Below are 10,515 nucleotides of genomic sequence, written 5' to 3' on the forward strand. Positions count from 1 at the left end.
CGTAATCGGTAAGTGGCCTGCGACCGACGGATCGATATGGACGACCTGGATCGCCGGATCCTCAACATCCTGCGACGCGACGCCCGAACGCCCTACACCGAGATCGCCGACCAGGTCGGCACCTCGGAGGGGACGGTGCGGAACCGCGTCGAGCGGATGACCGAGGAGGGCGTCATCGAACGGTTCACCGTCACCACGCGGACCGGGAACGTGAAGGCGATGGTGGAGATCTCCGTCGCGATGAACGTCGACACGAGCGAGATCGGCGAGGAGATGGCCGAGTGGGACGAGGTCGACTTCGTCTGGCAGGTCTCGGGCGAGGAGGACGTCGTCCTCATCGTCGATGCCGTCGACACGCGCGCGGTTAACGAGCTCATCTCGCAGGCCCGCGAGATGGACGACGTGAAGTCGACGAAGACGCGGCTCATTCTCGACGAGCGGCTGGGGTAGCAACCGGGCTGGGGTAGCAACCGAAGTCGGCCGCGTTCGTCGGGGACGGGCTCGGTCGCGTTTACTCCCTCGGACCGTCGGTGATCGAACCCTTATTAGTCCCTGTCATCGTTGCCACTCGTATGAGTACGGACGACGCTGCCGAGGCGTCCGGCGCGGAGCCGTCGGACACCCCGACTGACGCGAGTACGCCGAACGTCGAGGAGACCCACGAAAACGCGGCCCAGGACGTCATCGCCGTGGACCCCGAGGACGAGCCCCAGGGCACCGTCAACCGCCTCGAGGCGCACACCGGCGACGGGATCCGCCACCGCGCGTTCACCTGCCTCGTCTTCGACGGCGAGGGGCGGCTCCTGCTCGCGCAGCGCGCGCCCGACAAGCGCCTGTGGGACACTCACTGGGACGGCACGGTCGCCTCCCACCCCGTCGAGGGGCAGTCCCAGAAGGAGGCGACGACCCAGCGCCTCGAGGAGGAGCTGGGCATTACGCCGGACCAGTACAACGACCTTCGCGTCACGGACAAGTTCGAGTACAAGCGCTACTACGAGAACGCGGGCCTCGAGTGGGAGGTCTGTGCCGTCCTGAAGGTCACGCTCGACGAGGTCGAGGTCGACCCTGACGAGGACGAGATCGCCGGCATGCTGTGGGTCGACTACGAGCACCTCCACGAGCACCCCGAGTGGTACCGCCAACTCCGCCTCTGCCCGTGGTTCGAGATCGCGATGCGGCGCGACTTCGAGGAAGCGTAGGCGAACCGGACGCGACGCGGAGGCGTAGAGATCGACGCGGCCGCAACGCCGCCTTACGACGGCTCGCTATCCCCGACCGGCTCGCGTTCGCTGATGGTCCGCTGCGGGAACGGGATCGTGATCCGTTCGTCCGCGAACCGATCCTGCAGGTTCGTGAAGACGGTCGTCTGGGCGCTGTTGATGGCCATCGGCCGGGGTTCCGCCACCCACATCTTCACGGAGAGCGTGATCTGCGACTCGTCGAAGTCCTTGACGGTCGTCGGATGATAGCCGTCAACGTTGTTCCCGTCGTCGGTCGTCAGGTCTTCGAGCACGTCGTCACAGACGGCCCTGACGTGGTCGATGTCCGTCTCGTAGTCGACGCCGATCAGGACGTCGTTCCGGTACCGCCCCTTGCCGAGATTCGTGATGTCCCGCGCGATGATGTCGTCGTTCGGGAAGACGTGAGTTTCTCCCTGTGGACTCCGCACCATCGTGTTGAACAGCGAGATCTGGGTGATCTGCCCGAATCGCTGGTCGATCTTCACCCAGTCGCCGACGCGAAAGACGCTCGTCGAGATGAGCGTGATCCCGGCGAACACCGAGCTGAGCGTCTGCCGCGCAGCCAGTGCCAGTATCACGCTGGTGAGGCCCGCGCCGAGGAGGACGTTCGTCACCGCGATGTCCCATACGTAGATCACGAGGACGACGGACACGCCGCCGAACGTCACGAGCTGGAACACCCGGTAGAACACCTCTCGCTGGTGGAGGCTGAGGGGGCTCGCTCGCTGCAGCAGCGTGAGCAAGTGCCCGAACGCCCGACTGACGAGGAAGGTCGCGGCGAGGACGACGACAGTAGTGTAGACGTCGGTAAACACGGTCGTGAACCGCTCGCTCAGAAAGAACTGCAGGACGTAGCCGAGCAGCCCGATCAGCCCGAAGGTCACCAGGACGATCGCCGTCCACCCGAGGACGGATTCGCCCTCTCGCTCAGTGCGCGACATACGGGTGGATCGACAGGGTAGTTGTAAAGACTGGGGGTCGCGCTCGCGCAACGTAGCGCCCCGGTTCGGCGGATCGGTCAGCCTCGCGACGTCGTCGGCGCCGCCGCCTCCTTTTAAACGCTACTCCGTCAGCAGCGACGCGCCGGTCATCGCGCCGGGCTGCTGGATGCCCATCAGCGACAGCAACGTGGGGGCAACGTCACATAGCGACCCGTCGTCGCGGACGGCGTACCCGCCGTCGTCGTTCTCGGGCGAGAGGTAGATGAACGGCACCGGATTGAAGGTGTGCGCCGTGTGGGGGTCCGCTTCCGTCCCCATGTCGTCGGCGTTGCCGTGGTCGGCCGTGACGATGACGTGGCCGCCGGCCGCCTGGATCGCGTCGAGCAGTCTGGCGAGCTCGCGGTCGACCGTCTCGACCGCCTCGACGGCGGCCTCGAAGTCGCCGGTGTGGCCCACCATGTCGGGGTTCGCGTAGTTGAGGACCATCAGTTCGGGGTCGTCGCTCTCGATGACGTCGACCGCCTGCTGGGTCAGCTCCGGCGCGGACATCTCCGGCTGCAGGTCGTAGGTCGGCACGTCCGGACTCTCGACGATCGCGCGGATTTCGCCCGGGAACTCCACCTCGCGGCCGCCGTTGAGGAAGTAGGTGACGTGCGGGTACTTCTCCGACTCCGCGATGCGGAGCTGGTCGAGGCCGGCGTCGGCGACGACCTCCCCCAGCGTCTCCTCCGGGTTCTGGGGCGGGAACGCGACCGGGAACTCGAACGTCTCGTCGTACTCGGTGAGCGTCACCATCCGGATGGCCGGCTGGTCGAGGTCGTACTCCCAGGTCGGCGTCGTGTCCGTGAGCATCCGGACGAGCTGGCGGGCGCGGTCCGCACGGAAGTTGAAGAAGACGACCGAGTCGCCGTCCGACAGCGCCGGTTCGCCCGCGACGAGCGTCGGCTCGATGAACTCGTCCGTCTCGCCGCGCCGGTGGGCCTGCTCGACCGCCTCGATGCCGGTCTCGGCGACGTGGGGCGCCTCGCGCTCGACGATGGCGTCGTAGGCCCGCTTCGTCCGGTCCCAGTTCTCGTCGCGGTCCATCGCGAAGTAGCGCCCGGTGACGGTAGCAACGTCGCCGGTACCCGCGTCACTGGCCCGCTGGCGAACCTCCGCGAGGAACTCGTCGGCGATTTCGGGCGCCGTGTCGCGTCCGTCCGTGAACGCGTGGGTCGTCGCCGGGACGCCCGCCTCCGCGGCGGCGTCGATGAGCGCCTTCAGGTGGACGACGTCGGAGTGGACGCCGCCGTCGGAGACGAGCCCCATGAAGTGGACGCGACCGTCGTGCTCGCGGGCGTAGTCGAACGCCGACTGGATGGCGTCGTTGTTGGCGAGTTCGCCCGCGGCGATGGCGTCGGAGATGCGAGTGTACGCCTGCTCGACGACGCGGCCGGCGCCGATGTTGAGGTGGCCCACCTCGGAGTTGCCCATCTGGGCGTCCGGGAGCCCGACGCGGCGACCGGTAACCGCCAGTCGCCCGGACGCACCGCGGGCCATGGCGGCGTCGACGGTGGGCGTGTCGGCGGCGGCGACCGCGTCGCGTCGGTCGTGGTCGCCGAGTCCCCAGCCGTCGAGAATCACGAGGGCAGCGCGCATGGGCGAGGCGAGGTCGCCGGCGCCTATCTACTCTTCGCTTCGGGGCAATTCCGCGCCGGCGGCCCGCGTCGCCAGCTGTCGCCAGCCGGCGGCCCGCGTCGCCAGCTGTCGCCAGCCGGCGGCCCGCGTCGCCAGCCGTCGCCAGCCGGCGGCCCGCGTCGCCAGCCGTCGCCAGCCGGCGCATGGCGAGCGCAGGTATCGCGGAAGGGGAAAGGCTATCCACTTTCGGGCCGCTACCCTGCTCCGATGGTACGAGTCCGTTCGAACGCGGAGGTGACGGCGCGATGACCGGCGACCTGACCGAGATCACCGTGGTGGGAGACGACGACACGGGACTGGTCGCCGGAGTCACCCAGCTGCTGTTCGAGCGGGCGGTCAACATCGAGGACGTCGATCAGGCCGTCCGGGACGGGGTGTTCCGGATGACGACCCGGGTCGACTGCTCGGAGATGGTCTGCACCCGCGAGAAGCTGCGCGCGGACCTCCACGAACTCGGCGAGGACCTCGGCGTCGACGTCCGCGTGCGGTTCCCCGGGGGCGAGGACGTGCCCCAGCTGGCGCTGCTGGTCACGAAGGAGTCGCACTGCCTGGAGGCGCTGCTCTCCGCCGTCGACGACGGTACGGTCGAGGCCGAGGTGGCGTTCGTGGCCGGCAACCACGACGATCTAGAACCGCTGGCCGCCGAGCGCGGCGTCCCCTTTTACGACGTCGGCGACGACACCGGGAGCCACGACGAGGCGCGCCTGCTCGACCTGCTCGACGAGTACGGCGTCGACCTGGTCGTGCTGGCGCGGTTCATGCGCATCCTCAGCCCGGAGGTGGTGTTCCGGTACGAACGCCGCATCGTCAACGTCCACCCGAGCCTCCTGCCGGCGTTCCCCGGCGCGCAGTCCTACCGGCAGGCGCTGGAGGCCGGCGTCCGCGTCGCGGGCGTGACCGCCCACTACGTGACCACCGACCTCGACCAGGGACCGATCATCACCCAGCGCGCGTTCGACGTCCCCGCGGACGCCACCGTCGCGGACCTGAAAGCGCGCGGCCAGCCGCTGGAGGCCGAAGCGCTGGTGGAAGCCGTCCGCCTGCATTGCAACGACGACGTGGCCGTCCACCGCGGACGCACGGAGCTGCGCGGCGACGGCGCGGACTACCGGCTCGGCCTCTCGGCGAGCCAGCGGGCCGACAACCCTGACGCCCCCGTCGACCGCGCTCCCGCCGGCGACCGGGAGGTCGTGGAGAACCCGGCCGACGACTGAGGCCGCTCGACGTCGCGGGTCCCGGGGAGAGGTTTTTGCGTCTCCTGCCCCTAACGGTGTCAATGGCTTCCCCCTTCGACGTGTTGCGTATCGAGCCCGACGCGGACGACGGGGACGTCGAGGCCGCCTATCGGCAGCGCGTCATGGAAACCCACCCGGACCAGGGCGGGTCGCCCGAGGAGTTCCAGCTGGTGACGGAGGCCTACGAGGCCATCAAGGCCGACGGCCAGCCCGCGGACAACCGGTTCGCCGGTGACGGCGCAGTGAGTGACGGCAGTGGCGGCAGCGGCGGCAGCGGCGGTCGCCGCGGCCGCGCTCGCCGCGGCCCCGGGGAAGACACCGGCGTCGAGACGCGCGTCACCTACCTCAACTACACGGTCCTCGACGACTACGGGTGGGCAATGAACGACGAGGACCTCTTCGAGAAGGCCGCCGCTGCGGACCTCAAGCACACCGACTACGGCCAGTTCCTCGCCCAGCCCGACGAGACGCTGCTCCAGGCGGCCGAGAACCGCGGCTTCGCCTGGCCGTTCGCCTGTCGCGGCGGCGCCTGCGCGAACTGTGCCGTCGCCGTGCTGGACGGCGAGCTCGACATGCCCGTCGACCACATCCTCCCGCCGGAGATGCTCGCGCGCGGGATCCGCCTGTCCTGCGGTGGCCGCCCGATCACGGAGGAGCTGCAGATCGTCTTCAACCTCAAGCACCTCCCCGACCTCGACGACCTCCGACTACCGCCACACCCCTTCGAGAACGCCCAGGCGTCGACCTGAGCGCGGACCCGGCCGGACGCGACGCGACTTGCTCCGCCAGATTCCGGTGCCCATCCGATCAGTGCGTGAACCATTACCACAGTAACGGTTTAAAAGCGAGCGACGTAATCGGCCAACGGAAACAGTGTGATCAAGCGTCTACTAATATCCTTAAATGTGTATCAGGATCGCACTTTTACGGGAGAAAGGAGTTGTTACGGATAATGAGACCGCATACCAACGTCGAAACGTCGAACGAGTTCGAGTGCTGCGACTGCGGTCGACGCGTCGAGGCGCCGTCGAGCCGTCGTTGCAGCGAGTGTGAGGGACAGCTGGTGAACGTCGGTACCGAGCGCGACCTGTAGCGCTCGGGCTTTTTCGCCGACAGCGACCGCAGCGCCGCCACTCCGCATCGTCGCCCTCCGTCCGAGCGTTTTTGCCCGAAGACGACTGACTCCCTTCCGTGTCGAACTCCGGATCAGCCGCGGCGCCTGCGACAGACTCGACGGACTGGCGAGCGAGAGCCCGTCGCCTGCGCGACGCGGTAGCTCGGGAGGTCCTCGGCGACGCCTGGAGCGTCGGCTGGCTGCTGCTCGTCTGGGTCGTCGCGTTCCTCGTCGGCGTCCGGTTCTACGTCGCGTCGTTGCCCGCGATCCCGACGGCGCTGTGGCCCCTCTACGCGGATTCCCCGGTTGCGGTCGCGCTGGCGGCGCTGTCGATCGCGACGTTGCTGCCGTTCGTCGCCGGACCGGCCCGCCGGCCCGTCACGGCGGTGCCGACCAACCGCGCGCTGGCCTCCCTCCACACCTTCGCGTTCGTCTGGCTCGTCAAGTACGGGATCTGGCCGGCGCTCGCCCTGAACCGCCACCCGGAACTGTATCTCGGGGCGGCCGGGTCGCTCTGGGACTACTGGGGGATCGTCGTCACCCACCTGGTGTTCGTCCTGTTCGCGCTCCTGATCCCGGCGTATGGCCGGACCACCCGTGGCGCGCTGGCGACGGCGCTCGGGCTCCTGCTCGTCAACGACGTCGTCGACTACTGGTTCGGGTACCATCCGCCGCTGCGGTACGACCCCGGCGTCGTCCTCCCGGCGGCGACGGTGCTGCTGTCGCTCGCCACCGTCGCGCTCGCGGCGAAGTCGTTCGCGCGGCTCGAGACCGACGGCGACCGCGACGCCGCCACCGACGCCGACCGCGACGTCGCCACCGACGGCGACCGCGACGCCGCCACCGACGCCGACCGCGACGTCGCCAGCGGCTCCGACGACGATCCCGGCCACGCTGGCACACCCGATGGCCGGAACGAAGGGTGAGATTCCCCGGGGTGAGGCGCGGGTCTCCGGATCCAGCACCTCGGGGGTTCACGACCGGTTTCAGTCGGTCGCCGGGCGTCAGTTTTCGGCGATAAACGAAACGAACGGCTATCCGCATTTATAAGCTCAAGGCCCGTCTACTGAATCAATGAGAGCGTCGTTCATCGTTGCGGTTCTCCTCGTCGGCCTCGCGGTGGCGGGGGGTACCGCAGCAGGGCAACCGGGCACGCCGCTGGAAGGTGACGGGGCCACCTTCGCCGCGGTCGACGAGGGGAACAACTCGATCGTCTCGAACGAATCGGCCGGCTTCGGCTCGTCGGTCTCGTCGTTCCTCCAGTCGACGGCCGCCGAGACGAACACCGCCGTCGACCAGGGGATCTGGGAAGCGAACGTCGAGGGCAACGCGACGGCCGAGGAGGCACAGGACCGGGCGGCCAGACTGGGTGAGCGAGTCGCCGAGCTGCGGGCACAGCGCGCACGGCTCGCGGAGCTCCGGCGTAACGGCTCGATCTCGCTGCCGACGTACGTGGCCCGGGACGCCAGATTGCGGGCCGAGCTCCGATCGCTCGGCGCTGCCGCCAACCAGACCGGGCAGGTCGCGCCGAACGCCACCGGAGCCCAGCAGTCGCTCGCGAGCGTCGAGCAGGCGGCCGAGGCCGCCAGCGGGCCGCCGGACGAGGTCGCGAACCGCACTGGCGCCCCGTCGGACGTTCCCGGAGCCGGGAACGGGAACGGATCGGCGCCGGGCCAGCCACCGGCGAACGCCTCGAACGGCGGGGGACCGCCGTCGGACGTCGGCGACGATCCGGCGAACGAGGCAGGCAACCACTCTGACGGGGCCGGCAATGGCGCTGACGGAGCCGGCAACGGCGCTGACGGGGCCGGCAACGGCGCTGACGGGGCCGGCAACGGCACTGACGAAGCCGGCAATGGCGCCGGCAACGGTAACGACGATGCCGGCAACGGCGCGAACGGCACCGAAGCCGCCGGGAACGGGGGCGCCGACGACTCCAGTGACACCAGCTCGAACAGTGCGAGTTCGAGCGGAACTGGGTCGAATTCGGACAGCTCCAGCGCGGGAACCACCGGCGATAGTTCGAGCGGCGCCGACGGTGGACCGGCCGGTTCGGCGGGGAGTTCCGATGACGGCGTGGACGGTTCGGACGACTCGGGATCGAAGACCCCGTCGGACCCGCCGGCGAACCCGGGGCCGAAAAGCGACTAATCGCGAGACAGTAGCGGGTTTTTCTACCGAGAATTTCGTCCGTAACTCCGCCGTCGGTGAGTCAGCCTTTTTACTGTCCGACGCTAACCAAACGTCAATGGATTCCGCGGTACTGCTGGATCTCCTGGGAAACGAGAACCGCCGGCGCATCCTCCGGCTGCTCTCGCATAAGCCCTGCTACGTCACGGAGATCTCGGAGTATCTCGGGGTGAGTCCGAAGGCGGTCATCGACCACCTTCGGAAGCTGGAGGAGGCGGGCCTCATCGAATCGACGACGGACGACCAGCGCCGGAAGTACTTCCACATCTCGCGCAGCCTCCGGCTCGAGGTCAACGTCTCGCCGTACGGCTTCGGCGCGAAGAGCGCGTATCCCGCGAGCCGGAGCCTCGACATGAGCGGTCGCTGTTCGCACCTGTCGATCGACGTATCCGAGTCCGAGGAGTCGGACGGCCTCGCCGACCTCGCCGCCGAGTTCAACACGCTCCAGGCGCTCGACCGTGAGCTGTCGCTGGCCCAGCGCTGGGTCCACGGCCGCCTGGACGACGTGCTCTCGCGGATCGACGACCGTCTCGGTCCGGAAGCCGACAACCGCTTCTTCGCGGAGGTGCTCGCCGCCGTCGTCGAGACCGACGGGACGCCGGAGGCGGTCGCGGAGAGCGTGAACACCTCCGTCGGCTCGATCGAGGACGCGCTGGAGCGCCTGCGCGACGCCGGTATCGTTACGGAAGACGACGACGGCAGCTACGAAGTTCGCTGACCCCCGGCCGCTACTCGACTCCCTCACCCTCGACGTCCCGGGTGAGGCCGTGACGCAGGTCCCGCCCGAAGTAGTGCCCCGCCAGCGACAGCGCCACGCCGAGTCCGGCCCCGACCGCGCTCAGCCCGAGGCCGTACTCGCCGAGGAACTGCATGCCGATCGGGAGCACGCTGGCCGTCACCAGCCCGAGGACGGCGCTCGCGACGCCGACGACCGCGCCTGCGATCGCAGTCTCGACGTACCGACGGCGCGGAGTGAGGAGCCCGAACGCGAACGCGGCCGCGAGGATCCCACCGATGCGGCCCAGCGTGCCGACGAGGGGGACGAATCCGCCGGCGACGGAGCCGATGCCCAGCGCCACGACCGCGACGAGGAGCGCCTTCAGCGAGAACGCGCGGCCGTCGACGCCGACGAGTGGAGGCTCCTCGGGGGTGGAGTCGCTCGCATCGGAGCCGGTGGAGGGGTTCATACGTAGACGTTCGGCGCTACCGGCTTGGTTCTTGCGTCGATTCTTTTTCGTGACTGGTGTTACTGGCGAGTTGTGGCTCCGAGCTGTATGTAAATGAAAAGTCGTCGCTGGCGACATTAGTCGGCGTGCTCGGACGTTACCGGTCTCTGACCGGCCGCATTTATGAATGGAGTCGGTTATCGTCGTCAGCGTCACCACTCGGCACACCAAGAAAGTCCCAGCCGCCGAATGGCCAAACTTATAAACAAATTCGGACGTCGTCGCGACCGACACCACTCAGCATGCCCAGAAAGCCCCAGCCGCTGAGCGGTCGCGCTGCTCGCTGCGCTCCTCACCCGGCTCGCTCCCTTCGGTCGCTCGCCGGGTTCCGGTGCTTACGTCGCAGAGCGTCCCGCTCAGCGGCTGCCCCTTTCAGTCCCGCCCGCCGAGTGGTTGCCGGGCATCGCTCGCGGCGGCTCTTCGGCGGTCGTCGCTCGCCGGCTGGCCGGCGTGCGGAGCGGGGCGGTCGGCGCGCGCGAGCAACACGTGCGAGGGAGGGCGGGGCGCGCCGATGCTGTGCGGGCCGGCGCGCCCCGGCCGAGGCTGGGGAGGGCTGAGGCATGCGGTAGCTGTGCGGTGCTGTCGCTGTCGCGGTTGCTGGGCTGTTCTGTCCTGGCGGACTGAAAGGGCGACGGCCGGTCGCGGCGAAGCGGAGTCGCTGAGCCGACCTCTATCCACGGCGGGCGGTGCTGAGAGCCGTGGATATGTCGCTCAGCGACCGCGAGCGGCCGAGGGCTTTCTGGGTGTTTGCAGTGCTGTCAAGAGCAAGACCGTATCACCTGTTCAATCTTGCTTATAAAGGGCGACCGAGGGCTTTCCGCGGTGTTAAGTTAAGGATGAGGCGGGAGGATCTTCTAGTGCCTATGCCAGAAACCGCCCGCCTCACCGAGT

At 68.6% G+C, this 10,515-nt stretch carries 12 protein-coding genes; 9 read left to right on the plus strand and 3 right to left on the minus strand.

Annotated elements, in window-relative coordinates; translation table 11 throughout:
- Nucleotides 1-36 precede the first annotated feature (36 nt).
- Both ACQE3M_RS15300 and idi read left to right on the plus strand, forming a co-directional pair.
- The gene (locus tag ACQE3M_RS15300; RefSeq protein WP_430506399.1) at nt 37-450 is read left to right on the plus strand and encodes an Lrp/AsnC family transcriptional regulator; all 414 of its coding nucleotides are present in this window, start codon (nt 37-39) and stop codon (nt 448-450) included.
- Between the two features lie 122 nt (nt 451-572).
- The gene (gene idi / locus ACQE3M_RS15305) at nt 573-1,199 is read left to right on the plus strand and encodes an isopentenyl-diphosphate Delta-isomerase (protein ID WP_430506400.1); all 627 of its coding nucleotides are present in this window, start codon (nt 573-575) and stop codon (nt 1,197-1,199) included.
- Nucleotides 1,200-1,252: 53 nt separating this feature from the next.
- On the opposite strand, the gene ACQE3M_RS15310 is transcribed toward idi, so the two are convergent.
- Together ACQE3M_RS15310 and gpmI are read right to left on the minus strand one after the other, a co-directional pair.
- A complete protein-coding gene (locus ACQE3M_RS15310; RefSeq protein ID WP_430506401.1) occupies nt 1,253-2,182 on the minus strand; it encodes a mechanosensitive ion channel family protein in 930 nt (309 codons plus the stop codon).
- Between the two features lie 120 nt (nt 2,183-2,302).
- On the minus strand, nt 2,303-3,820 hold the full coding sequence (gene gpmI, locus ACQE3M_RS15315) for a 2,3-bisphosphoglycerate-independent phosphoglycerate mutase (RefSeq protein WP_430506402.1): 1,518 nt from the start codon (nt 3,818-3,820) through the stop codon (nt 2,303-2,305).
- A gap of 284 nt (nt 3,821-4,104) precedes the next feature.
- Here gpmI and ACQE3M_RS15320 point away from each other — a divergent pair, with 284 nt between their 5' ends.
- From ACQE3M_RS15320 to ACQE3M_RS15345, 6 genes are all read left to right on the plus strand, one after another.
- Nucleotides 4,105-5,073 (plus strand): formyltetrahydrofolate deformylase, encoded by a 969-nt coding sequence (locus tag ACQE3M_RS15320; protein WP_430506403.1) that lies wholly within the window; start codon nt 4,105-4,107, stop codon nt 5,071-5,073.
- Nucleotides 5,074-5,135: 62 nt separating this feature from the next.
- Nucleotides 5,136-5,843, plus strand: coding sequence for a ferredoxin Fer (gene fer, locus ACQE3M_RS15325; RefSeq protein WP_430506404.1), 708 nt, complete (start codon nt 5,136-5,138; stop codon nt 5,841-5,843).
- 203 nt (nt 5,844-6,046) lie between these two features.
- A complete protein-coding gene (locus tag ACQE3M_RS15330) occupies nt 6,047-6,187 on the plus strand; it encodes a rubrerythrin-like domain-containing protein (RefSeq protein WP_430506405.1) in 141 nt (46 codons plus the stop codon).
- A gap of 98 nt (nt 6,188-6,285) precedes the next feature.
- On the plus strand, nt 6,286-7,134 hold the full coding sequence (locus tag ACQE3M_RS15335; RefSeq protein WP_430506406.1) for a DUF1405 domain-containing protein: 849 nt from the start codon (nt 6,286-6,288) through the stop codon (nt 7,132-7,134).
- Between the two features lie 148 nt (nt 7,135-7,282).
- The gene (locus ACQE3M_RS15340) at nt 7,283-8,359 is read left to right on the plus strand and encodes a hypothetical protein (RefSeq protein ID WP_430506407.1); all 1,077 of its coding nucleotides are present in this window, start codon (nt 7,283-7,285) and stop codon (nt 8,357-8,359) included.
- 97 nt (nt 8,360-8,456) lie between these two features.
- Nucleotides 8,457-9,116 (plus strand): ArsR/SmtB family transcription factor, encoded by a 660-nt coding sequence (locus ACQE3M_RS15345; RefSeq protein ID WP_430506408.1) that lies wholly within the window; start codon nt 8,457-8,459, stop codon nt 9,114-9,116.
- Nucleotides 9,117-9,126: 10 nt separating this feature from the next.
- Here ACQE3M_RS15345 and ACQE3M_RS15350 read toward each other — a convergent pair whose 3' ends face one another.
- The gene (locus ACQE3M_RS15350; protein WP_430506409.1) at nt 9,127-9,585 is read right to left on the minus strand and encodes a hypothetical protein; all 459 of its coding nucleotides are present in this window, start codon (nt 9,583-9,585) and stop codon (nt 9,127-9,129) included.
- A 743-nt stretch (nt 9,586-10,328) separates the two neighbouring features.
- Here ACQE3M_RS15350 and ACQE3M_RS15355 point away from each other — a divergent pair.
- Nucleotides 10,329-10,515, plus strand: a 187-nt coding sequence (locus ACQE3M_RS15355; protein WP_430506410.1) for a hypothetical protein, incomplete at its 3' end; no start/stop codon positions are given.

Origin of the sequence: Halosubterraneus shenae (genome assembly GCF_050510935.1) — an archaeon.
GTDB lineage: Archaea > Halobacteriota > Halobacteria > Halobacteriales > Haloferacaceae > JBDGPU01.

What these genes read in the sequence shown, in the direction of transcription:
- gpmI (WP_430506402.1), bottom strand. Translation starts at nt 3,820, where the DNA reads ATGCGCGCTGCCCTCGTGATTCTCGACGGCTGGGGACTCGGCGACCAC.
- idi (WP_430506400.1), top strand. Translation starts at nt 573, where the DNA reads ATGAGTACGGACGACGCTGCCGAGGCGTCCGGCGCGGAGCCGTCGGAC.
- ACQE3M_RS15345 (WP_430506408.1), top strand. Translation starts at nt 8,457, where the DNA reads ATGGATTCCGCGGTACTGCTGGATCTCCTGGGAAACGAGAACCGCCGG.
- fer (WP_430506404.1), top strand. Translation starts at nt 5,136, where the DNA reads ATGGCTTCCCCCTTCGACGTGTTGCGTATCGAGCCCGACGCGGACGAC.
- ACQE3M_RS15350 (WP_430506409.1), bottom strand. Translation starts at nt 9,585, where the DNA reads ATGAACCCCTCCACCGGCTCCGATGCGAGCGACTCCACCCCCGAGGAG.
- ACQE3M_RS15310 (WP_430506401.1), bottom strand. Translation starts at nt 2,182, where the DNA reads ATGTCGCGCACTGAGCGAGAGGGCGAATCCGTCCTCGGGTGGACGGCG.
- ACQE3M_RS15320 (WP_430506403.1), top strand. Translation starts at nt 4,105, where the DNA reads ATGACCGGCGACCTGACCGAGATCACCGTGGTGGGAGACGACGACACG.
- ACQE3M_RS15300 (WP_430506399.1), top strand. Translation starts at nt 37, where the DNA reads ATGGACGACCTGGATCGCCGGATCCTCAACATCCTGCGACGCGACGCC.
- ACQE3M_RS15330 (WP_430506405.1), top strand. Translation starts at nt 6,047, where the DNA reads ATGAGACCGCATACCAACGTCGAAACGTCGAACGAGTTCGAGTGCTGC.
- ACQE3M_RS15340 (WP_430506407.1), top strand. Translation starts at nt 7,283, where the DNA reads ATGAGAGCGTCGTTCATCGTTGCGGTTCTCCTCGTCGGCCTCGCGGTG.